The 23,419-nt window shown below is 41.0% G+C and carries 26 protein-coding genes; 16 read left to right on the top strand and 10 right to left on the bottom strand.

Annotation, left to right across the window (positions count from 1 at the left end; translation table 11 throughout):
• Positions 1-9: 9 nt before the first annotated feature.
• A complete protein-coding gene (locus BMW36_RS12115) occupies positions 10-1,032 on the top strand; it encodes an acyltransferase family protein (RefSeq protein WP_089741465.1) in 1,023 nt (340 codons plus the stop codon).
• A gap of 15 nt (positions 1,033-1,047) precedes the next feature.
• Here BMW36_RS12115 and BMW36_RS12110 read toward each other — a convergent pair whose 3' ends face one another.
• On the bottom strand, positions 1,048-1,905 hold the full coding sequence (locus tag BMW36_RS12110) for a fructosamine kinase family protein (RefSeq protein ID WP_089741462.1): 858 nt from the start codon (positions 1,903-1,905) through the stop codon (positions 1,048-1,050).
• Between the two features lie 88 nt (positions 1,906-1,993).
• Between BMW36_RS12110 and BMW36_RS12105 the strand changes: the two genes are divergently transcribed.
• From BMW36_RS12105 to BMW36_RS12095, 3 genes are read left to right on the top strand one after another with little or no spacing between them, the layout of a single operon-like run.
• Complete coding sequence (locus BMW36_RS12105) at positions 1,994-3,331, top strand: sodium-dependent transporter (protein ID WP_089741460.1); 1,338 nt, start codon at positions 1,994-1,996, stop codon at positions 3,329-3,331.
• 30 nt (positions 3,332-3,361) lie between these two features.
• Entirely contained in the window at positions 3,362-3,628 is a 267-nt protein-coding gene (locus tag BMW36_RS12100; RefSeq protein ID WP_089741459.1) for a DUF5327 family protein, read from the top strand.
• A gap of 14 nt (positions 3,629-3,642) precedes the next feature.
• Entirely contained in the window at positions 3,643-4,011 is a 369-nt protein-coding gene (locus tag BMW36_RS12095) for a DUF423 domain-containing protein (protein ID WP_089741457.1), read from the top strand.
• Here the strand turns inward: BMW36_RS12095 and BMW36_RS12090 are convergent.
• The 3 genes from BMW36_RS12090 to hemQ form a co-directional block, all read right to left on the bottom strand.
• Positions 4,004-4,249, bottom strand: coding sequence for a hypothetical protein (locus BMW36_RS12090; protein WP_089741455.1), 246 nt, complete (start codon positions 4,247-4,249; stop codon positions 4,004-4,006). The genes BMW36_RS12095 and BMW36_RS12090 overlap by 8 nt on opposite strands.
• Before the next feature lie 78 nt (positions 4,250-4,327).
• Complete coding sequence (gene gerQ, locus BMW36_RS12085) at positions 4,328-4,801, bottom strand: spore coat protein GerQ (protein ID WP_175480447.1); 474 nt, start codon at positions 4,799-4,801, stop codon at positions 4,328-4,330.
• A gap of 205 nt (positions 4,802-5,006) precedes the next feature.
• Positions 5,007-5,753: a hydrogen peroxide-dependent heme synthase gene (gene hemQ / locus BMW36_RS12080; protein ID WP_089741454.1), complete on the bottom strand. Its 747-nt coding sequence runs from the start codon at positions 5,751-5,753 to the stop codon at positions 5,007-5,009.
• 218 nt (positions 5,754-5,971) lie between these two features.
• Between hemQ and pta the strand changes: the two genes are divergently transcribed.
• Both pta and menC read left to right on the top strand, forming a co-directional pair.
• Positions 5,972-6,943, top strand: a complete 972-nt coding sequence (gene pta / locus BMW36_RS12075) for a phosphate acetyltransferase (RefSeq protein ID WP_089741452.1) — start codon at positions 5,972-5,974, stop codon at positions 6,941-6,943.
• 508 nt (positions 6,944-7,451) lie between these two features.
• Entirely contained in the window at positions 7,452-8,564 is a 1,113-nt protein-coding gene (menC, locus tag BMW36_RS12070) for an o-succinylbenzoate synthase (protein WP_089741451.1), read from the top strand.
• Here menC and BMW36_RS12065 read toward each other — a convergent pair.
• Positions 8,557-9,378, bottom strand: coding sequence for a lipoate--protein ligase family protein (locus tag BMW36_RS12065; protein WP_089741450.1), 822 nt, complete (start codon positions 9,376-9,378; stop codon positions 8,557-8,559). The two genes, menC and BMW36_RS12065, sit on opposite strands and share 8 nt — an antisense overlap.
• A gap of 76 nt (positions 9,379-9,454) precedes the next feature.
• Between BMW36_RS12065 and BMW36_RS12060 the strand changes: the two genes are divergently transcribed.
• The gene (locus BMW36_RS12060; protein WP_089741448.1) at positions 9,455-10,756 is read left to right on the top strand and encodes an HD domain-containing protein; all 1,302 of its coding nucleotides are present in this window, start codon (positions 9,455-9,457) and stop codon (positions 10,754-10,756) included.
• 18 nt (positions 10,757-10,774) lie between these two features.
• Entirely contained in the window at positions 10,775-11,269 is a 495-nt protein-coding gene (locus tag BMW36_RS12055; protein ID WP_089741446.1) for a YwgA family protein, read from the top strand.
• A 40-nt stretch (positions 11,270-11,309) separates the two neighbouring features.
• On the opposite strand, the gene BMW36_RS12050 is transcribed toward BMW36_RS12055, so the two are convergent.
• Genes BMW36_RS12050 through BMW36_RS12040 form a run of 3 tightly spaced genes read right to left on the bottom strand, consistent with a single transcriptional unit; the run spans position 11,310 to position 12,200 of the window.
• Entirely contained in the window at positions 11,310-11,507 is a 198-nt protein-coding gene (locus BMW36_RS12050; RefSeq protein WP_089741444.1) for a hypothetical protein, read from the bottom strand.
• A 29-nt stretch (positions 11,508-11,536) separates the two neighbouring features.
• On the bottom strand, positions 11,537-12,025 hold the full coding sequence (locus BMW36_RS12045) for a hypothetical protein (RefSeq protein WP_089741442.1): 489 nt from the start codon (positions 12,023-12,025) through the stop codon (positions 11,537-11,539).
• Complete coding sequence (locus tag BMW36_RS12040) at positions 12,018-12,200, bottom strand: 2-hydroxymuconate tautomerase (protein ID WP_089741439.1); 183 nt, start codon at positions 12,198-12,200, stop codon at positions 12,018-12,020. The genes BMW36_RS12045 and BMW36_RS12040 overlap by 8 nt, the downstream gene beginning before the upstream one ends.
• A gap of 109 nt (positions 12,201-12,309) precedes the next feature.
• Here BMW36_RS12040 and BMW36_RS12035 point away from each other — a divergent pair, with 109 nt between their 5' ends.
• Complete coding sequence (locus tag BMW36_RS12035) at positions 12,310-12,825, top strand: YwhD family protein (RefSeq protein ID WP_089741437.1); 516 nt, start codon at positions 12,310-12,312, stop codon at positions 12,823-12,825.
• Between the two features lie 147 nt (positions 12,826-12,972).
• Here the strand turns inward: BMW36_RS12035 and BMW36_RS12030 are convergent, their stop codons facing one another.
• The gene (locus BMW36_RS12030; protein ID WP_089741435.1) at positions 12,973-15,117 is read right to left on the bottom strand and encodes a transglycosylase domain-containing protein; all 2,145 of its coding nucleotides are present in this window, start codon (positions 15,115-15,117) and stop codon (positions 12,973-12,975) included.
• A gap of 224 nt (positions 15,118-15,341) precedes the next feature.
• On the opposite strand from BMW36_RS12030, the gene speE reads away from it, so the two are divergent.
• From speE to BMW36_RS12000, 6 genes are all read left to right on the top strand, one after another.
• Positions 15,342-16,172: a spermidine synthase gene (gene speE, locus BMW36_RS12025; RefSeq protein ID WP_089741433.1), complete on the top strand. Its 831-nt coding sequence runs from the start codon at positions 15,342-15,344 to the stop codon at positions 16,170-16,172.
• Positions 16,173-16,184: 12 nt separating this feature from the next.
• Positions 16,185-17,060 (top strand): agmatinase, encoded by an 876-nt coding sequence (speB, locus tag BMW36_RS12020; RefSeq protein ID WP_089741431.1) that lies wholly within the window; start codon positions 16,185-16,187, stop codon positions 17,058-17,060.
• A gap of 117 nt (positions 17,061-17,177) precedes the next feature.
• Positions 17,178-18,227, top strand: coding sequence for an AimR family lysis-lysogeny pheromone receptor (locus BMW36_RS12015; RefSeq protein WP_089741429.1), 1,050 nt, complete (start codon positions 17,178-17,180; stop codon positions 18,225-18,227).
• A 16-nt stretch (positions 18,228-18,243) separates the two neighbouring features.
• A complete protein-coding gene (locus BMW36_RS12010; protein ID WP_089741427.1) occupies positions 18,244-18,675 on the top strand; it encodes a YwiB family protein in 432 nt (143 codons plus the stop codon).
• A gap of 13 nt (positions 18,676-18,688) precedes the next feature.
• Positions 18,689-20,356, top strand: coding sequence for an arginine--tRNA ligase (gene argS / locus BMW36_RS12005; RefSeq protein ID WP_089741425.1), 1,668 nt, complete (start codon positions 18,689-18,691; stop codon positions 20,354-20,356).
• A gap of 91 nt (positions 20,357-20,447) precedes the next feature.
• Positions 20,448-21,245 (top strand): GNAT family N-acetyltransferase, encoded by a 798-nt coding sequence (locus tag BMW36_RS12000; RefSeq protein ID WP_089741422.1) that lies wholly within the window; start codon positions 20,448-20,450, stop codon positions 21,243-21,245.
• A gap of 37 nt (positions 21,246-21,282) precedes the next feature.
• Here the strand turns inward: BMW36_RS12000 and BMW36_RS11995 are convergent, their stop codons facing one another.
• Complete coding sequence (locus BMW36_RS11995) at positions 21,283-22,437, bottom strand: phospholipase D-like domain-containing protein (RefSeq protein WP_175480446.1); 1,155 nt, start codon at positions 22,435-22,437, stop codon at positions 21,283-21,285.
• Between the two features lie 142 nt (positions 22,438-22,579).
• On the opposite strand from BMW36_RS11995, the gene BMW36_RS11990 reads away from it, so the two are divergent.
• Positions 22,580-23,167, top strand: a complete 588-nt coding sequence (locus BMW36_RS11990) for a P-loop nucleotide/nucleoside kinase family protein (RefSeq protein ID WP_089741419.1) — start codon at positions 22,580-22,582, stop codon at positions 23,165-23,167.
• The last annotated feature ends 252 nt before the right edge of the window (positions 23,168-23,419 follow it).

Here is a 23,419-nt window from a genome sequence, read left to right as displayed (position 1 = left end):
GCGAAGAAGATGCAACGAGAAGCGTATTTTGACAATGCCAAGCTCCTTTTCATTTTTCTTGTCGTGTTTGGTCATTTAATTCAGCCGCTGAAACAGGAAATCGATGTAATTAGTGCACTTTATCAAACGATTTATCTTGTGCATATGCCTGTTTTTATATTGATTAGCGGTTTCTTTGCAAAAGGAGCCAGTGACAAAGGTTATTTAATGAAATTAATCAAGAGAATTCTGTTTCCTTATTTCCTGTTTCATATCTTCTATTCTATTTATTTTTTAATGATTGGTAGAAGTGATTGGGATTCAAGTCTTTATGACCCTCACTGGGGACTTTGGTTTTTACTAAGTTTATTCAGTTGGCACTTATTATTAATTGTTTATAAGAAAATTCCGCCGCGGATTGGAATTCCTGTTGCATTTGCTGTTGGAATCATTATTGGATACCTTCCATTTATTGGGGAATCATTCAGTCTCTCAAGGACATTTGTTTTTTTTCCGTTTTTCCTGATAGGCTACTGGTTATCTAAGGAAAAAATATTCTTCTTGCAAAGGCGAATATCCTTGTGGATTCCTGCATCCATTCTTGCAGCAGTCTTTCTAGTAAGCTATGTAACTCCTGAAATATCAGCAAACTGGTTATTTGGATCCGTTTCATATGAAGGATTAAATATGGCGGTGTACGGAGGACTGGTAAGATTGGCACTTTACGGAACAGCGTCCGTGATGGTCTTTTCGTTACTAATATTAGTGCCAAGAAAAAGCTATTCATTCACACATCTCGGAAGACAGACAATGTACGTCTATTTACTTCACGGTATTATCATTCAGTATGGGCGTCAGGCGAATCTTCTGCAGCTTGATCATAATCTGGATACAATCGGGCTAGCTGTTATATCAGCGGCAATTGTCTGGTTCTTATCATCGAGCTGGGTCGTGACCTTTACCCAGCCAATTGTTGAAGGGAAAACAGATCAATTACAGATATGGCTGCAAAGAAAACAGAAACGGTATACCTATGAAGAAAAGTCATCTTAAGCAGATGGCTTTTCTTCAGTTGTATCTGCTTAAAATGCGGTCAACAGATGGACCATATCCCTCGCCAAACAGATTCAAATGGACAAGCAAATAGAATAATTGATAAAGCGGCTTAATTTCCTCATAATAGTCCGGCAATGGATAATAATATTGATAGCTTTCATAAAAGGTGTCAGGAAATCCTCCAAACACTTCGGTAAAAGCAATCTCAAATGCATTGTCACCATATACAACAGATGGATCGATTAAGTAAGGTTTCCCCTGTGGGCCTGTCAGCCAATTCCCGCCCCACAAATCCCCGTGAAGTAAAGAAACACCTGGGTGTTCCGGGATAAAGCGGTCAAGCTTATCTAACAGCTGTTCCAGTAATTTGCGGCGGTTGATCGGGATGGTTCCTCTATTAATCCCGATCTCCAGTTGAGCTCGTAACCGTTTCTCACGGTAATAAATGAGCCAGTTATCATACAAGGCATTCTCTTGCGTTATTTCACCGACAAATGTTGTCCCGTGCATGCCATATTGAGAGCCTGCTTCGGCTAAGTGGAGTCTGGCTAACTGCTCGCCCAGCAGCTGCCCGGAAGTCTTGCTTTTTCCCGGTTCAATCCATTCCATCATTAAACAGATTTCTTCATTGGATGATGCTATCTCGTAGTGGTAAACATCTGGAACTCGGATCGTTTTTGTCTTCCGGATTTGTTCGAGTCCTTCTGCTTCTGCTTGGAAAAAGGTTGCGGGGACTTGCTTGTTTGTTTTGATAAAATATTCTCTTGCTTCTGTTCTGACATAGTAGGCGTTATTTATATCGCCGCCGGAAATGGATTGTATTTTAATGATGTTGGATGTATCACCAATCTGCTTTAGTTTGTCCTGCATTGTTTTTCCTCCTTTGCACAAAGTATAGCATGACGTACATTATATTTTCATGTATAATAGGCAACGTTTGATAGAAAGAGGTGTAAATATGCAAAGAGAACATTGGGCTTCCCGGCTCGGTTTTATGTTGGCTGCAATGGGGTCTGCAGTAGGTTTAGGCAACATCTGGCGCTTTTCCTATGTAGCTGGTGAAAACGGAGGAGGAGCATTCCTTGTTTTATATATGGTTAGTGTTCTTATTATTGGAATTCCACTATTGCTAGTGGAGGTAAGTATTGGGAGAAAGGCACAGCGGGACATTGTCGGTTCCTATAAAAAGCTTGTACCAGATAAGCCCTGGTTTATGGTTGGATACCTTGGTGTGCTTGCAACATTATTAATTTTGAGTTTTTACAGTGTAGTTGCAGGGTGGTCGCTCTATTATTTGTGGGGCTACATTACAGGGGATATGGCGCAAATGCCTTTGGACGGCTATGGTGCCACATTCGATACATTTATAAGCCGGGATTACGCACCGGTATTCTGGCACGGATTATTTATGATCTTTACTATGGTAATCGTATTAGTCGGTGTGAAAAATGGTATAGAGCTTGCCAATAAAATCTTAATGCCGGTATTAGCTTTGCTGATGATTGGATTGGCTGTTTATTCGGTCACACTTCCTGGGTCAGGGGAAGGGTTAGCATTCTTATTTCAGCCCGACTGGTCTGTATTAAAGGATCCTGCAGTTTATTTCTCGGCAATGGGACAGGCGTTTTTCTCGCTTAGTCTCGGAATTGGAACAATGATGACATATGGAAGTTATCTATCGAAGTCGCAGAAACTTCCAGGTGCGGTTGTCGGTATTGGCGTGATGGATACACTGTTTGCGGTAATTTCCGGGATCGTTATTTTCCCTGCAGTGTTTGCATTCGGGATTGACCCAAGCTCTGGTCCGACACTTGTTTTCATCACATTACCGGAAATATTTTATCAAATGAGCTTCGGAAATGTGATTGCAGTTATTTTCTTTATGGCATTGAGCTTTGCGGCTATTTCTTCTTCGATTTCTTTATTGGAAGTTCCGGTTGCGTATTTAATGAGGGCAGCTAAAATGTCGCGTAAGGCAGCTTCATTGCTTGTAAGTATTGGTGTATTTATTTCTGGTGTGACCGTATCACTCGGAATGGGCAGATGGAGCGGCGTGACACCGATTGGCAACAGGAATATTCTGGATTCCATGGATTACATTGCCTCAAACGTGCTTATGCCGATATGCGGACTTTCGATGGCACTGCTTGTTGGCTGGTATTTTAACAGGAAGGAAGCACTGCATGCATCTGATTTAAATAATAACCAAATTGGCGGAACGTGGTATCTGCTTATTAAGTTTATTGCCCCAATCCTTATCCTAATTATTTTCTTAAATGAAATAGTAAATGTATAATGGATAGTAAATAATCGGGAGGAATGGAGAATGGCGATTACAGACAAGCAAATTTTAAAAAAGATCATACATGAGTGTGAACAGGCATTGCAAAATGGAAAAACAAGAGAACATGCAAAAGCTGTGCAGACATTGGCTGATTTATTGTTAGACAGTGAAGAACAGCATTCCAGTATAAATAGTGTGGAACAGATTACAGAGAAAGAATGGCGCCAGATGGTTGGAGAGAAACCGGTAAGGAAAACGGAGAAAGTGGAGTTGGACGAGGATAATGGAGGTTCATTACTCGATTTCTAAGGGGGAAGCTTGTTATGAAAATATTTTTATTACTTGGTATTATTAACGGGTTTTTGGCAGTCGCATTAGGCGCCTTCGGGGCACATGGCCTTGAAAGCAGACTTTCAGAAAAGATGCTGGCAACATGGGAAAAAGCGGTTCAGTATCAAATGTTTCATACTGTAGCATTACTCGCTGCAGGGCTGCTTATGCAAAAAATAACTGCAGCAAGTATTACTTCTGCAGGCTGGTTCTTCTTTGCCGGTATTCTGTTATTCTCAGGCAGTCTCTATATCTATTCAACAACAGGTATCAAAACATTTGCAATGATTACACCGATCGGTGGTTTGGCTTTCCTTATTGGGTGGATATTATTAGGATACGCTGTGGTGAAATTTATTTAAAAATAAAGAAGGCGGTAATTAAAATAATTCCTGCTGCCCGTAATGTTTGCTGGGAAAAAGAGTATTGATCTTTTTTCAAATATGCCTGAACAGCTTCTAATAGGAGAATGACGGAAATAAAAAGAAACGAGCTATACATGAGCGGTGCTGACTGGATTTTCCATCCGAAGAAAAGTGCTGCAAGTGCTATGATAAATAGTGAAGTTTCTATATCACTGATTGTTGCCTTTTGTTTCAATAGCTTTTCGCCTCCAATAAATAAAAGCACAAGTGAGAGCTTGTGCTTTTTCCAATTGATGTTATTTGACTTATATATTTATCTTGGTGAAAATGTCGCCAACTGCTGCTGTTGATTAAATGGATAATCATACTCAATTTCTTCATCGAAAGTAATATAATCCAAGTAGACCATCAATAAAAGATAGCGTTTGTTTGTCTCCGGATCACTAAGTACAATATGATCTCTTCCTGCCGCTTCAATAATTCCTTTAAACACTTTTGCATTCCAGCGCTCATTGTTTTCAAATGTCATATAAACGGTTGCGCGCTTACCTTTATTCAGGCGGAGGATGTTCTCAATATAAGACTGCTCGACAGGTAACATACCGGGAATATCGGATATATTTGGTTGTGTTTGCATTTGCGGCTGCAGCTGTGCTTGTGCCTGAGCCTGTGTCGGGAATTGCTGCTGGTACGGATAGTACGGCTGCTGATACCCGCCTTGCATTCCATAGTAGCTTTGTGGATTATATCCTTGCTGATTTCTCGATTGGTTTGAATCTTGACTCATTCTATCCATCTCCTCTCATGTTCAAAAAATCGTGCTATTCCATTTTCCTACTAGCCATATTTATGCACGTACTTAAACAAACATGCATGAAAAATGAGCGGAGTGTACGGATTATTGATGTGTGCGGGGATGAAGAGAGCGGGATAGGTTTTAAAGAAATAAAAAAAGCACACGCAGATAACGTGTGCTTTTGCTGGTATTTTTTTTAAATGGCTAAAAATGCCGGGATCTTATCGGTTGGTAAAATGTTGCCGACATAGAATGGTCCGAATTCACCGTAGCGGGCACTTACGACATCGAAGCGCATTTCATAGACGATTTTTTTCAATTGAAGAACGTCTTTGGCGAACAAGGTAACGCTCCATTCCCAATCGTCAAAGCCCATGGATCCTGTGATTATCTGTTTTACCTGGCCGGCGTATTTGCGTCCTGTAAAACTGTGTTCATACATTAACTGGCGGCGTTCCTCGAATGGGAGCATGTACCAGTTGTCATTTCCTTCACGGCGCTTGTCCATCGGGTAAAAACAGATGTGCTCCCAGTTTGGTAATTTCGGTTTCAGACGTGCGCGGACACCAGGGTTCTCTTCCGGATTTTCGCCTTCTTTGGACATATATTTGGATAGTTCGACTACAGATACGTATGAATAGCTTGGTTTGGTGAACTCAGCAAACTTGGATTTATTAAAACGGAGCTCAATTTCACCAAGTTCCTGCATTGTTGGTCTTAAGATCATTAACAGAATGTCTGCTTTCTGTCCCATAATGGAATAAAAAGCGTGACTTCCTTCACGGGCTTCAGCCACTTCTTCCCATGATGTCAGCATATCCTGAAGTTCTTTGACTGCTTGCTCGCGTTCCTGCTCAGTTGCCTGTTTCCATTTCGTCCAGTCAATTGTGCGAAGGTCATGCAAGCAATACCAGCCATCCATTGTTTCTACTGCTTCTGGCATGATTCATCTCTCCTTTTCCATGCATCTCTTGTTTTAATATAACATATTTCGGGAAAAATAAGCACAAGATAGGCTGAGGATGGGTGCTAAATTTTGACATAATTTTGAACAAACAAAAAACTTTTCATGTAAAAACGCATTCATTATAGCTTTTGCTTTTATTATTACACGAAAAGGCGTATCATATAATACAGATGAAGAATTTGGAGGGTTTATGAATGAGCGATTTATTTACTGATGTTAAAAACAGTTTGGCTGGAAATGTAAGAAAAATCGTATTTCCTGAGGGTGAAGATGAAAGAATTCTCGAAGCTGCAAGCCGTTTGTCTGAGGAAGGATTAGTACAACCTGTATTAGTCGGAATTAATGAAAAAATAGAACAGAAGGCGAAAGAATTAGGTGTAAACATATCAGGTGTTACGATTATTGATCCAAGTACTTACAGTGAATTCGATCAGATGGTAACAGCGTTTGTGGAGCGCCGTAACGGCAAGGCGACAGAAGAGGAAGCGCGCAAATATTTACTTGATGAAAACTATTTCGGAACAATGCTTGTCTATATGGATAAAGCGGATGGGCTGGTAAGTGGCGCTGCACACTCAACGGCAGACACAGTAAGGCCAGCATTGCAGATTATCAAAACTAAGCAAGGCGTGAAGAAGACATCGGGTGTTTTCATTATGGTACGTGAAGAGGAAAAGTATGTTTTTGCCGATTGTGCGATTAACATTTCACCAGATAGTCAGGACTTAGCTGAAATTGCGGTAGCTAGTGCGGAAACAGCTCAATTATTTAACATTGACCCACGTGTGGCAATGCTCAGTTTTTCAACAAAAGGTTCTGCGAAGTCACCGGAAACAGAAAAAGTGGCAGAAGCAGTCAATGTTGCGAAAGAAATGGCTCCAGATCTTGTGTTGGACGGTGAGTTTCAGTTTGATGCAGCGTTTGTTCCATCTGTTGCAGAGAAAAAAGCGCCTGGTTCTGTTATTAAAGGTGATGCGAATGTCTTTGTGTTCCCTAGTCTCGAAGCAGGAAATATCGGTTATAAAATCGCTCAGCGTTTAGGCGGATTTGCAGCTGTCGGCCCGATCCTTCAAGGTTTGAATAAGCCTGTGAATGATTTGTCACGCGGATGCAGTGCAGATGATGCCTATAAATTAGCTTTAATTACAGCAGCACAAGCACAGTGAGATTTTTCTCGCTGTGTTTTTTAGTGTGAGTTATTTTAGCGGAGCGTTTGCTGGAAAGATCTCATTGCTCTTAATAGGAGATGAAACTGCATGAGAGCAGAGATTATGGAGGGTATTTGATCCTCATAACCGGGATGAAGGAGCTGTTGGTTGATGATGAAAAGGTATTTATTCATCACAACCGGGGTGGTTGATCCTGTGATTGATGGTGAAATGGTATGTGTTCATCACAATTGGGATCGTTGAGCCTTAGATTGATGATGAAAAGGTATTTGATCATCACAACGGGGATGAAGGAGCTGTTGGTTGACGATGAAAAGGTATTTATTCATCACGACGGGGGTCGTTGAGCCTTAGATTGATGATGAAAAGATATTTGATCCTCACAACGGGGATCTAGCATTCACTTTCACTTAAAAAACTTTACCTCATTTATTAATTTTCTCCATAAAGGATTGTTATGCTACTATATGAATAATACTTCATTGATGTCAGGAGGCTTATTTCCGTGATCCAAATAAAATATCTTATTTTTCACCGAATCAGCATGCCGCTCCTCCAGCCTTTTGCTAACAGCAGGCATACAGTTAACGAAAAAGATTTTTACCTAATTGAACTAATCGATCAGGATGGCTTTAAAGGGTATGGAGAAACAGTTGCATTTGATTCTCCTTGGTATACGGAGGAAACGACAAATACAGCTAGATCTATCATCGAGCATGAACTAGTATCATATTTAGCGGAACCAATGGACCAGCCCGGAACATTCATGAAAAGGGCAGAAACGGTCAGACGGCATCATATGGCGAAAGCCGCAGTAGAAGGTGCATTATGGGACCTATTTGCGAAAAGGGAGAACAAACCGCTGTATCGGGCGATAGGCAGTGATAATAATCAGGTCAAGGTCGGTGTGGCGATTGGACGAAAGCAGAATATTTCAATATTACTTCAGGCAATTCAAACAGCCGTTGACAATGGTTACAGAAGAATAAAGCTGAAGATAAACAGAGATGAGGATCTTGCTGTGCTGGATGCTGTCCGTTCCAAATATCCTGATGTTCCATTAATGGTTGATGCGAACTCTGCTTATACAATCGATGATCTTGCCCATATAAAAAAGTTTGATCAATATAACTTAATGATGATTGAACAGCCATTTGCTTATGATGATTTCGTGGACCATGCCAAATTGGTGCAGGCAATCAACACACCAATCTGTTTAGATGAAAGTATCCACTCGTTTGCGGATGCCAGAACTGCAATTGCATTAAACAGCTGCCAGATTATGAGTATAAAACTGGGCAGAGTTGGGGGATTTAGTCAGGCCCTTGCGATTCATCAGTTATGTGAAAGACATCATATCCCTGTATGGAGTGGGGGAATGCTGGAAGCGGGTGTGGGAAGAGCACAAAGCCTCGCGTTAGCGACATTGCCGAATTTCTCTTTACCTGCAGATCAGGCAGGTTCAGACAGGTATTGGAAACGGGATATTATTACACCAGCCATTACAGCGAGCAACGGCATTATCACATTACCCGACAAACCGGGAATCGGATATGAAATAGATGAAGAAGCCCTCCAATTTTACCGGACAGAAAGAAAAAGCATTCCTGTTATTTGAATGCTTTTTCATTCCGGTCCACCATCTGTTTCATCCTTTTCTCAAAAACAGGCAGCTCGTCTTCCGTAAGGTCCTGTTCATACCATTTCCCAAACTGCTGCAGCACTCGCACTTTCGCATCCTCCACCGTAAGCGCCATGCCTGCTAAATCAGATAACGAGCGCATCGTATCAGGCTCTACTACAGGATAGTCAAACCGTTTATCGCGAATTGCCTCACCTTTTAAATAAAATTGCCTCACTAAATCAGCACGGGCCTGTCCATTCCCTTCGATGCACAAATAAATTTGCACAGCAATCCCGTTCTTCACCCGCCGCTGTGATATCCCGGCGAATTTTTTCCCGCCAATACTCAAATCATAATCACCAGGACAATAAGAACCAGTCACTTCAAACGCCTCAATCCGATCCGTCACATCAACATACATCTCCCTGACAAAAGCCGTCATCAATTCATATCCCGAATGAATGCCCATTATACCTGAATCTGGCAGAATCAGCGAGAAATTCAACACACCACGATCAAGCACAACCGCAAGCCCGCCGGAATTCCGGACTACCACATCAAACCCTTCATTTTTTAAAAAAGCGACAGCCTCCGCGATATTCGGCAGGCGACTGTCTAGAATACCGAGTACAACCGTATTGTCATGCACCCAGAACCTGCACGCTGCAGTATCTTTCGTTCGGCCGGCACTTTCACACAACGTATCATCGACCGCAAAAGATGCCATCGCCGTTCCGAGTACTGCTGGATCACTGTGATCAATAATCCGTACTGACTTGCCGCCAAAAAATTTCTGCCATTCTTTCATTTTGCTCCCCCGTCCATTTTCTTTCCCTCAGATTTATATTATACTAATACTAAGAAAAAAGAGGAAGGTATTTGTCATGGCATATAAAGACGAAAAGTTGCATGAAGAAAAAGTATTCAAAGATCCTGTCCATCGTTATGTACATGTAAGAGATCGTGTGATATGGGACTTGATTGGTACAAAAGAGTTTCAAAGGCTAAGACGGATTAAGCAACTTGGGACAAGTAATCTGACCTTTCATGGCGCCGAGCACAGCCGTTTCAATCATTCGCTGGGTGTTTATGAGATTGTGAGAAGAATTCTGATTAATTTTGCGGACAGACCGAACTGGAATAAGGAAGAACGGTTATTATGTCTCTGTGCTGCATTACTGCATGACTTAGGCCATGGTCCCTTTTCACACTCGTTTGAGAAGGTGTTTAAACTGGATCACGAAGATTTTACAAAAGCTATTATCTTGGGAGATACGGAAGTCAACGAGGTATTGCTGAGAGTGGGAAAAGACTTTCCGCAGAAGGTGGCTGATGTCATTAATAAAACATACAAGGACAAGCTTGTTGTCAGCCTTATTTCCAGCCAGATCGATGCCGACCGGATGGATTATCTGCAGCGGGATGCTTATTTTACAGGGGTAAGCTACGGACATTTTGATATGGAGCGGATCTTGCGTGTAATGCGGCCTTATGAAGATCAGGTCGTAGTAAAAGAATCGGGGATGCATGCAGTGGAAGATTATATTATGAGCCGTTATCAGATGTACTGGCAAGTGTATTTCCATCCTGTAACAAGGAGTGCGGAAGTTATTTTAACAAAGATTCTCCACAGGGTGAAGGCACTATATGATGAAGGCTATACTTTTAAAATGGAGCCAGCCCATTTTATTTCATTCTTTGAGGAGGATGTTTCCTTATCTGATTATATACGTTTGGATGAGGCAGTGGTGTACTATTATTTTCAAATGTGGGCAGAAGAAGATGATTCGGTATTACGCGATCTGGCTTACCGCTTTATTAACAGGAAACTTTTTAAATACGTAGAATTTAATCCGAACTTGCAAATGAAGGAATGGATGGAATTATACCGATTGTTTCAACAGGTGGGATTAGATCCTGATTATTATTTAGTTGTAGATTCTTCTTCCGATTTACCGTATGATTTTTACCGGCCGGGGGAAGAGGAAGAGAGACTCCCGATCCATTTATTAATGCCAAACAGGGAATTGCGTGAATTGTCTCGTCAGTCCGAAATCGTGGAAGCAATTTCCGGAAAAAAACGTACTGATCATAAATTATATTATCCACGGGATACCATATTACAATTAAGCGATGATCGACTAGAGAAAAAGAGAATATTTGAATTATTATATCAATCAGAATAGAAAATAGGGGTGTTATCATTGTTAGACAATCATGCGAAACTCGTCAAAGTGATTGCTTCATCTGCCGGGATTGTAGGACGAAAAAAGCTGCAGAAGATCATTTATATTATGAAAAAGCTTGGCTACCCTTTTGAAGAGAAGTATACGTTTCACTTCTATGGTCCATATTCAGAAGAGCTGACTTTACGGATGGAAGAACTGACAAACTTAGGATTCGTCTCAGAGGTGAAAGAGCAAAAGAGCAATTATTACCAATATCGTTATCAGGTAACAGAGCAGGGGGAGGATTTTCTGACACATTCCCCAGTAGATATACCGGAAGTGGAAGACGTCGTTAACCAGTTAAAAGAGAAAAGTTCGCGTTTCCTTGAATTAGTCGCAACAATGCTTTATTTTGATGACTTGACTAAAGAAGAAGTGGAAGCGAAAGTGCAGGAAGTGAAAAAGAAATCAAACTATACACAAGATGATATGCAAGAGGCATGGCATTATATTCACAGATTAAAGCAATAAATGAAAAAGGTGATAGTCCCCCGCGCAATTACTTGGGGTGCTATCGCCTTTTTTCATCCAATAATTGATCAAGCTTTTCTTCCATACGCTGCAATTGGTCTCTTTTTCCGCTGCTTCGCTTGAGAGCGAAGATAATGATAATAGCAAGTAAAGTGAGAAATCCGAAAAAGCTAAGTAAAGCAAACAGCATATCCCCAATCCGGAACCCGCCGATGGAAGCAAATATTGTCAGAATCATTAACGTCACATCCTTTTACCAATATTTTATCATAAATGGGAAAAATATAAAATGGTGGTTCTGAAAACCATAGCGTGAAAGAAAAGAAGAGCGAAGAGCTTCAGCCGGTGTCCGAACCCCATGGCTCGAAAGGAAAGGAGAGCGAAGAGCTTCAGCCAGCGTCCGAACATCATGGCTTGAAAGGAAAGGAGAGCGAAGAGCTTCAGCCAGCGTCCGAACCCCATGGCTCGAAAGGAAAGGAGAGCGAAGAGCTTCAGCCAGCGTCCGAACCCCATGGCTCGAAAGAAAAGGAGAGCGAAGAGCTTCAGCCGGTCTCCGAACCCCATGGCTCGAAAGGAAAGGAGAGCGAAGAGCTTCAGCCGGTCTCCGAACATCATGGCGTGAAAGAAAAGGAGAGCGAAGAGCTTCAGCCGGTGTCCGAACCCCATGGCGTGAAAGAAAAAAAGAGCGAAGGCCTTCAGCCCCGCTCCAACCACATAAGATGTGAACTCTATCACCCTGATTCTTTCATTAATCAACTAATCTTTTTCCGCCAACTCCGTAATTGCGTTTATCGATATCTTCGACGAAGACGACTACTTTTTCACGGGTGGCACCTGTTGTCTCAACCACCGCATCGGTTACTTTTTCAATTAGAGCTTTTCTTTGTTCGTCTGTCCGTCCTTCTAGCATTTGAATGGTTACATAAGGCATATGTATCTCTCCTTTTTGGGAATATATCTTTTATTGTACCTGCAAATGTGAAATTAAGAAAACAAAATGCTACAATAGTGACAACAGTATATGAGCAGGAGGTTTTCTCATGAGTGAACAAGATAAAAAGAAGAAATCAAATCCTTTTACGATAATGAAAGATGATTCAACAGACGGACATGGCGGTTATGGCGTAGGTTCCATTAGTCTGGAAAATATCTCTCCGGTTATCATTGACCCGAATGAAGACAGGGCATTCGTTGATATGGGTGCAATGCATGCAAGAAGTGAAGTCGAGAGACGTGTGAAATTTCTGCCACATAAAGAGGAAGTTCCAAACGGTAAATTGTACTGGATTGTGTGGGTGACAGTGGAACGTGGTGAGAACGGGCCATATTATCACGGGGTGGCAGGAAGCGAGATCCGCGTGGACCGTTCGATCAAACGTGCATATAAGTCGATGCCTGAGCATGTGAATCATATGGATAAATCAATGAAAGGACATTTTATTGTTGACCATATGGATGAAAAGTCAAGAAAGCTGTTAGGAGACTTTCTCAGGAAGTATAAGCCGGAATTTTGGGAAAACTCTCCAGACGAACTTAAACAGGTTTTACCAGAGTGATGAACATTCTGTGAACAATTTCTGACAATTGTTCATTTTACTTGTCCAATATGCTAATTATTTATAAAATAAACTCACATGGTAACTCTTATGTTGCTAGGACTGGAAAAAGGCTGGGCATTTGCCCAGCCTTTTTTCATGCATTCGTTATTCGATATCAGATGGCGGTTCTTCACCAAGCCACAGCCATTGCCACCACTTTTCGATAAATGGATCATCTGTGTTTACTTCTTCTGCTTGGATGATTTCTTCATCTTGATTTACATTGTCTTCTAGATGGGAAGTACATTGTTTTTTCGGTTCGGTACCTTTTACGAAAAGCATCGGGTACGTATGTTCACAGCCATCTGCTGCTAGTAAGCCAGTATTCAAATCAATCGGTACTTCAACAATATTGTCAGGCCGGACCATATGAGTGACAGGGATGTCTTCGTGTGCTTTTTCCATAAAACCTGCCCATATGTTTTTGGCAAATTCGTGTTCGGCCGTTTTGACCATTTCCCTGTTATCATCATAACCTATCCAGACGCCAGCTGTTACCGCAGGGGAGAACCCGATCATCCAGCTGTCCGAATTTGTAGTTCCGGATTTGCCGGCATATTCATGTGTTAATTGATTGGAAATGGAGGCACCAGTTACACTCATGTAGCCATTTAATTCCTGCTTAAACATGCCCTTCATCATATCTGCCAGAATATAAGTGAGATCAGCTCGCAATCTCTGATCAGAATCCGTTTTGTTAGAAAAAAAGAGAAAACCATTATTCTCTTCTTTCTTTTCTTCAGCAGCTCTGTCATAAAGCACATTTCCCTGTGAATCTGTCACTTTATTAATCGTATATTCTTCAACAGTTTTCCCGCCATTCGCAATCATACTGTAAGCAGAAACCATTTCCTTCATACTGACGACCTCTGTCCCTAATGCCAGGGAAGCAACAGGTTCCAGTTCGCTGTCGATGCCAAATTTTTCTTTAGCTGTGCGTACAAACCGTTCTGGTGTTACATATAAATTGGTTTTTACTGCGAATACATTGTCAGACAGCGCCATTGCCTGTGTCATGGTGATAGGCTCATTTGCATAATAATTATTGAAGTTGCTAGGCTGGTAGCTGTCCCCGTTTTCGAGAGCGAATGTCGTCGGTTTACTCATTAAAGTGGTAGCAGATGTCATTCCATTTTCCAGTGCGGCATAATAGAGAAATGGTTTAAATGAGGAACCGGGCATACGTTTAGCCTGAACCGCCCTGTTGAATGGCGATTCTTCATAGTTCTGACCGCCAATTAATGCAGTAATTGCACCTGACGCAGGGTCCATCGCCATAGCACTTACCTGGATTTCACCATTCGTAATCGTGGATTCAGCAGAGGTCTGCAGGGCAAGCTGCTGTGCTTCATTTAATGTAGTGTAAACCTGATACCCGCCAGCCTTTATTGTCTCTACATCTGTATCCAGTATATCTTGCAGTTCCTGTTCCACCATATCAAGAAAATATGGTGCCATACTGTTTTTAACGATCATTCTTTCATCAGAAAAGTTCAGTTCTTCATCTAATGCCGCCTGATAAGTTGATTCATCAATCACATTTTTTTCGTATAAGTTATTCAAAATAAGCGTTTGACGCTCTTTCGCTTTTTCTAAGTTGTGAAAAGGAGAATAAATCGATGGTCCTTTCGGAATTCCGGCTAGCATACTTGCCTCGGCCCATGACAATTCGGAGGCAGACTTGTTAAAGTAATATTTGCTCGCAGCTTCAATGCCATATGCGCCATGCCCGTAATAGATCGTATTCAAATAGCCTTCCAGCAAATCTTCCTTGTCATAAAACATCTCAAGCCTTATCGTATAAAATGCTTCATATATTTTCCGTTTCCATGTTTTTTCATGGGAGAGATAAAGATTTCTCGCATATTGTTGGGTGATGGTACTAGCACCTTCTTTTAACGACATTGTCTGGATATCTTTCACAATAGCTCCTGCCAGACGCTTAAAATCAAAACCGAAATGATCATAAAATTTCTGATCTTCTGTCCAGATCGTCGCCTTTTCCAATTTATCGTCAATATGATCAAGGGTTACCCAGTATCGTCTTTCTTTCCCGTACTCTTCGCCAATAATATTTCCGCCTGCACTGTAATAGATGGTATTCTGCTCCCGTTCCAGAGAAGGTGGGCCTAAGACAAAACTCGCACCAAGTAAGAAAACAACAAAAGATCCGCTTAAAAAAATAAGAAAAAGCGTTACTTTGATAATTCTCCCTATCTTTTTCCTTCTTCTACGTCTCCTTCTTTGCATGCTTGTTTCCTCCCGTTTTTTGCTTTATCCAGGAAATAATGATCAATTGATCAAAAGTCTCACTTTATTCGTATTATGGGAAAAAACTTGGCATAATAAACATGTGGAAAAGAAATACTTGATTTTTTGTAAAAAATCTCTAGAATAGTATTGTTTACACTATATAAAATAAAAAATAATGCATGTACTATAAATATTGAAGACAGATGGGAGAAGATAAAAAAATGGGATTATGGTTCACAGAAAAACAGACAGAAAATTTTGGTATTACAGCAAAAGTAAATCGTACATATCACACAGAACAGACGGACTTTCAGAAACTGGATATGGTGGAAACAGCTGAGTGGGGCAATATGCTGTTACTCGATGATATGGTGATGACAACAGAAAAGGATGAATTTGTATACCACGAAATGGTGGCACATGTCCCATTATTTACCCATCCTAATCCGAAACATGTCCTTGTCGTTGGTGGAGGAGATGGCGGAGTTATCAGGGAAGTGTTAAAACACAAATCGGTCGAAAAAGCAGTGTTGGTGGAAATTGATGGGAAGGTAATTGAGTATTCGAAAAAATACTTACCATCAATTGCCGGAGAGCTGGATAATCCGCGAGTAGAGGTGCGTGTAGCAGATGGTTTCATGCATATTGCGGAAAGTGAAAAAGCGTATGATGTAATAATGGTTGACTCCACAGAACCTGTAGGACCTGCCGTAAACTTGTTTACAAGAGGATTCTATTCAGGGATAGCAAAAGCATTGAAAGATGACGGTATTTTTGTTGCGCAGACAGACAATCCCTGGTTTAAGTCAGACTTGATTCGTCAGGTTTACAAAGATGTTGCGGAAATTTTCCCTGTTACAAAACTGTATACTGCAAACATTCCGACATATCCAAGTGGTTTATGGACATTTACATTAGGAAGTAAAATTCACGACCCGCTGAAGGTTAAAGAGGAACGCTTTTTTGAATTAGATACAAAATATTATACGAGTTCATTACATTTTGCCAGTTTTGTATTACCTAAATTTGTCGAAGATTTAACGAAGAAATAGGAGGGGAATGGCATGAGATTTGATGAAGCTTATTCTGGAAAAGTATTTATCATGTCACGTCCTGCCTATGAGGATGCTGATGCAATTATTTACGGCATGCCGATGGATTGGACGGTTAGTTTCCGTCCTGGTTCCCGTTTTGGACCGAACAGGATACGTGAAGCTTCGATTGGGTTAGAAGAATATAGTCCATACCTTGACCGTCATTTAGAGGAAGTGAACTATTTTGATGCAGGGGATATCCCATTGCCTTTTGGTAATGCTGAACGCAGCTTAGAGATGATTCGCGACTATATCCGCCAGATTGTTGCAAAGGACAAGTTTCCATTAGGTTTAGGTGGTGAACATCTTGTAAGCTGGCCGGTATTAGAAGTAATGTTTGAAAAATACCCGGATATGGCTGTCATTCATATTGATGCACATGCAGACTTGCGTGTGGAATATGAAGGTGAGGTCCTGTCCCACTCGACACCAATTCGAAAAGTTTGTGAGAATTACGGTGCAGAAAATGTCTTTTCTTTTGGAATTCGGTCAGGGATGCGGGAGGAATTTCAGTATGCCAAAGACAGCGGAATGTATATGGCGAGATATGAAGTGGCTAAACCATTAGCAGAAGTCCTGCCGAAATTAGCAGGCCGTCCAGTATATGTAACGATTGATATCGATGTACTCGACCCGGCTTTTGCACCTGGTACAGGGACAGCAGAAGCGGGAGGCATATCTTCCAAGGAATTGCTTGAGGCAATCCACTTAATTGCAGGGTCTGATGTAAAAGTAGTTGGAGCAGACATCGTGGAAGTAGCACCAGTTTACGACCCAACGGAGAAAACACCCATTGCAGCGAGTAAATTTGTTCGTGAAATTTTATTGGGATGGGTTAAAAAATAATCCTGTTATACAAGCTATATCATGAATATTCCCCTGTTTTCTCATGTATCTGTGCAACTCTGTCATAAATTATGATAGAATATGTTCAAAGAAAAAGAAAATAGGGGATATTACAGTATGGGACAAGAACGGGCATGCAATCATATCGTTAAACTGTTTTTTGAAAGTGAAGCAGAGCTGCCGCTGTACGTTGTTTATCAGCATTTAAAAGGCAGACCGGATGAACTGGAATCACTGCGCCAGCTGTCGCTTTATTGCAAAAGTGAAGAGAACCAGCGGGTGGCAATGGAATTTTTATATACGAACGGGCTATTCAATGAGTTATCCCGGTTAATAGAAAAAAACCGTACGTCCATTAATATATCTAACCGAAGCAGGGCAATTGTCTATCAATTAATGTATGAGAGAAAAACATTGCCGAAAAAGCAATTAAAACCTGATGCGCCGGTACATTATCTGAAAGAAATAAATCGTATCAAGTCTTCATCTGAGGATGATGCTTTTCTAATATTAAAGGATTTACTGCATATTTACTGTTACTTTGATATGCACCAGTATGGAAAAATCGGAACGTTTACGGAGCGTGTAAAGCAGCGGATCGAACATTTACAGGACCCGTTATTACAGCAATTATTTGAAGAAAGATTAACAGAGTCTCTTCTCATCTACCATTGGAAACGGAATGAAGTGATTCTCGCCCGCAAGTATGGCTACAGACTGCTTGCAGATACGGATAATAAAAGAAAGAAAATAGATCTCCACAATATATTGGCCCAAACCTATTTATTTGAAAGCTATGACCAGGCCATTCAACATGCATATTTTGCCATCGAAATTGCCCACAATATCCAGGACGAGCGCGCAATTTACGGATTGAAAAACTACACAGTTCCATTTATTTCATCCCACTATCAGATAACTGATGGAATTTGTACAGAGGATAAGGCAGAAATAGCTCATCAGGCTCTGGCAAATGGTGAGTATGAGGAATGTATCAGAATATTGGAGGACTTTCCAAAACTGACACCGTTCCAGCAATATTATTTAGGTGCAGCAAGGAAAGATAAACAATTACTTCAAACGGCATACAGACGTTTTATTGATGAGCGGGACGATTATTTTTATGCACGCTTACCGCTACATGTATTAAATGCACTTGACCAATAAAGAGGATGATGACAAGATGACAGAAAAAAGCCCTGTTTCCATAAAAATGACGATGGAAATCAATGATCTTGGCAAAAAAGATGTCACCATAGTAGAAGAGCAGGGGCAGCTTCTTGAAAAAGAAACGACTTCCATCCTGACATTTAGTGAATCTAACGAAAATGAGGAACAGATCCACTCATTTATTACGATTAAGCCAGACAGTGTAAGTGTGAAACGGTCTGGAGCGGTATCCATGCTTCAGAAATTTATTAAGAAACAAATAACCGAAAATGTATATCGTCATGAATTCGGTACAATACATATGGAGACAACGACGGATCAGATTATTTATCAGCCGCCTGAGAATCAGAAACAAGGCAAATTGTTTATCAGTTATTCGACAAGCCTCAATGGAGATAAGCCAAGAAGGCACAGTTTAACTATTGTTCTGAAAAAACAACCATAACGGAGGTATTTATATGAATGTCATGCAAGAGATGCAGGAAAATCTGAAGCAGGCAATTAAACAGGCTGTGCTTGATGCCAAATTAGCTTCAGAAGACGAAATTCCTGCCATAATTCTGGAACAGCCGAAAGATAAAGCACATGGAGATTATGCAACAAATGTTGCGATGCAGTTAGCACGTGTGGCAAAAAAAGCGCCCCGTCAAATTGCGGATGAGATTGTGGCAAGCCTTGATCATTCCAAAGCATCCATTAAAAGTGTCGACATTGCCGGTCCTGGTTTCATTAACTTCTTTATGAATAACCAGTATTTAACAAACCTCATTCCAACCATTTTGGAGCAGCAGGAAGCATATGGTTCATCTAATACTGGCAATGGAGAGAAAATCCAGGTGGAATTCGTTTCAGCGAATCCAACCGGTGACCTTCACCTCGGACATGCGCGCGGGGCATCTGTTGGTGACAGTTTATGTAATATTCTTCAGAAAGCAGGCTTTGTCGTATCTCGCGAATATTATATTAATGATGCCGGAAACCAAATTAATAATTTAGCATTATCTGTGGAGGCGCGCTACAATCAGGCGCTAGGGAAAGATTTCCAGATGCCGGAAGATGGCTATCACGGTGCAGATATTATCGGAATCGGGAAAAAGTTAGCAGAGGAGCATGGTGAAGAACTGCTTAATAAGTCGCAGACAGAGCAGCATGCATTTTTCCGTGAATACGGGCTGAAGTATGAGCTAGATAAGCTTGCTGAAGATTTAAAGCAGTTCCGTGTTACTTTTGATAACTGGTTCTCTGAGACTTCTTTATATGAAGAAGAAAGAATTGTCCCTGCCATCGAATTATTGCGTGAGAAAGGCTATATTTATGAAAAAGATGGTGCCACATGGTTCCGCACAACTGACTTTGATGATGATAAAGATCGGGTACTTGTAAAACAGGACGGTTCCTATACTTATTTGTCACCAGATATTGCTTATCATAAAAATAAATTAGACCGCGGATTCGATAAATTGATTAACATTTGGGGTGCAGACCATCATGGTTATATTCCGCGTATGCGCGCAGCAATCCAGGCGTTGGGATATGATGCGGATACGCTGGAAGTGGAAATTATTCAAATGGTCAACCTTTTCGAAAATGGGGAAAAGGTGAAAATGAGCAAACGGACAGGTAAAGCTGTCACCTTACGGGAATTAATGGAGGAAGTCGGCATTGATGCGATCAGATATTTCTTTGTGATGCGATCAGCAGACTCCCATTTAGACTTCGATATGGACCTTGCGAGATCACAATCGAATGATAACCCTGTTTATTATGTACAGTATGCCCATGCACGGATTTGTACAATGCTGAAACAGGCAAAGGAGAAGAACATAGATTATGCGGACTATGATGCAAGCCTGCTCCAATCGGAAAAAGCAGAAGACTTGCTGAAGAAGCTCGGTGAGTTTACACAGGTAGTAGCAGATGCGGCAGTAAACCGTATGCCGCACCGCATTCCGCAATATATCTTTGATCTCGCTTCAAGCCTGCACAGCTTTTACAACGCAGAGAAAGTGATCAATGAAGATAATCTTGAAGAAACAAAAGCGAGACTTGCACTAATGGAAGCAGTCCGGATTACATTGGCTAATGGATTACAGCTAATCGGAGTGCAAGCACCTGAAAGCATGTAAAGATAAACATATAGAGTGAGTTACAAGGAGACAAATTTCCTGTAACTGCTCTATCTTTTTTTATCGTTTGTAACAGTGGGGTGATGGAACCTTGATTAGACAACTGACAATGGAAGACGACCTGCAATGCCAGAAACTGATTCAAACAAAGCCTGCAGAAAATCTTTTTATTATTGGAGATATTGAGTCATATGGATATGAGCAGGATTTTCAGAAACTGTGGGGCGATTTTGATGAATCAGGAAAGTTGAAGGCAGTCTTGTTAAAATATGAAAAAAATTATATCCCTTATGCAGCAGACTCGTTTAATGCAGAAGGATTTGCTGCCATTATCAATGAAGATCCCGAATTTTCCATGCTTTCAGGATTGGAACCTTTTACGAAAGCGATCGAGCCATATCTGATACGTAAACTGTCAACGAAACGGAAGCTTTTCTATGTGAAACTTACCTCCTCCGAACGTTTGAAGTTATCAGATAATGTGGGTGTGAAAGAATTAAAGACCGAAGAAATTAACCGTCTGAAACACTTGCTGCAGCAAATTCCGGAATTCCAGGACAAACCATTTAATCTGGAGATAAAAAGACGCAATATGGAATTAGGTGCAGCAAGATGTTATTACATCGAGGAGGACGGCTTAATGGTCTCAACAGCTTCGACAAGTGCTGAGAACACTTCTTCCGCAATGATAGTCGCAGTCGGAACAGACAGTAATTACAAGAGAAAAGGCTATGCCACTGCTTGCCTCAGTAAACTTTGTGCTGACCTATTACAAGAGGGCAAAGAATTATGCCTTTTTTATGAAAACCCGGAAGCAGGCAGTATCTATGCCCGGCTTGGATTTGAACAAATCGGCTACTGGATGATGTACACATATGAAACAAGCTAGTGCAATGTCACTGGCTTTTTTTAATGGAAAAATGGTATTAAAGAAACGGCCTTATGAATGTTGTGAAAAAGGTAATCATTTTCATCCAGAGCGGCTGCTGCCTCTTCCATTGTAAGGTGAACTCTTTGCTTTCAGCGAGATCCTTCTCATACAGACTTCTCATTTTACTGTAGAGAGGATGACTGTTATCGATAACCAGATTTATTTCCTGATTCAGCAAAAAACTGCGCTGATCAAAATTACTTGTACCAACATCACAAATTTTCTGATCAATAAAAAAGACTTTACCATGGAAAAAGCCATCCATATACAAGTATATATCCACACCATGATGGTGAATGATCTCCAGAAAGGGCATAGCACCAGCCTTTGTCAGTAAGTGATCCCCTTTCTCCGGCAGCAGAAAAGTTATACTGACCCCGCGCTTTCGTGCCTCAAGTAATGCAGAGAGCACCTTCCTTGTCGGAATAAAATAAGGGGAACCAATCTCAATGGAATGAGAGGCACTATTGAACATTTCGATAATATTGCCTTCCAGAACCCCAGCCTCTGTTGTATACACATCTACACGATCACCGTCGATCATCTCCGTTTTCAATACAGTTCTGCTGCCATTCCAGTCATTTAAAAATGTATGATGTAATATGCCGACAACTGCTCCCGTTATTCTCACATGATAATCCCGCCATTTTCCGAGCTTTATGTCTTTTCCTACATATTCATCACCAAGATTAAATCCACCTGCATAGGCGATTTTCTCATCAATGATCATCACCTTCCGGTGATTTCTCTGCTGAAGGTGATAAAAGAAAGGGAATTTAGGCACATTCGTTTTTTTTAGTTCAAACTGTTGTTTCATCCACTTTTTCTTAAAAAGTATACTTCCAGCCCAATCTGTCAGTAATCTTACTTTCACACCTTCTGCCTGCTTCTTGATGAGCAGTGAATACAGCTGGTTGCTGATCTTGTCATTGCGGATGATATAGAATTGTATGTCAATGGATTGTCTCGCCTGCTGGATATCTTCGAACATTTGGTCAAATAGCTGCTGGCCATCAGCAAAAACATCCACGTTATCGGATGATGTGGTCCATTTTTTGCTTTGATTCTTCTTTTTAGCTATTTGCTTACCAAGCTGATAATCGAGTATGATGACGATAATGACAATAAGCAGTCCGAAAATATATAACATAGTCATTCCTCATTTCTGTACTATTAACTTGCCCGAAATGAGGGGAATCTATAATTGGCAGATTGATTATTTTTCCGTGCGTTTTTTTCTGGAATCGGTTAACATAGGAAAGAATACATAATAGTAAATTTGAGGTGGTAGAATGCAAAAGTTAGTATTTTATGTTGGTGTAGCAGGAACGGGAAAGACAACCGTTGCGGAGAAAGTGGCAGCACAGATTCCATGCGCTTTTCTTGACCGTGATACAGTGGGAGGCCGTTTTGTAGAGCGTTTTCTTGAGATGAATAATCTGGACCCTAATGACCGTGATTCGGCATTTTATAAAGAAAATTTACGTGACTTAGAGTATGATACAACGAAAGATATTTGTATTGAAAACTTGCGGGTTGGACAGAATGTTTTTATGATCTCTCCATTTACAGCAGAATTGAAGAACAAAGAATGGATCGAGGAAGTAATTGAGGCAAGCGGAAAATCAAAAGCTGAAGTTGATGTGAAAGTGGTTGTTGTTACATTACAGGATATTGAACAGCAGCGTGAGAGAATTGAGGAACGAGGTACGGTGAGAGATACTTGGAAACTGGAGAACTGGGACCAGTATGAAACACGAGTTGACTTTGTGCCGACAATTAATTGGGATATTGCCCAGGATGATATACTTGTTTTCGATAATTCAGGTGAGCTGACAGAAGAAAAAGTAGCAAGCCTTGTGTCATTTATTAACAGATAAATCATCACATCAGTCCACTTCGCTTTTCTTATTGTCTAGCTCAGTGGACCTGCCCCTCGAGGTCATAAGCGATCCCATGGTGTGTCAAAGACCGACACGTCATGGTTCCGCTTATGCTTGTCGGGGCAAAACGGACCACTTCGCTTTTCTTTGTTGTCCAGCTCAGTGGACCTGCCCCTCGAGGTCATAAGCGATCCCATGGTGTGTCAAAGACCGACACGTCATGGTTCCGCTTATGCTTGTCGGGGCAAA

It is taken from the genome of Gracilibacillus ureilyticus (genome assembly GCF_900111195.1).
Lineage (GTDB): Bacteria > Bacillota > Bacilli > Bacillales > Amphibacillaceae > Gracilibacillus > Gracilibacillus ureilyticus.
This window is presented reverse-complemented; position numbering and strand designations above follow the sequence as displayed.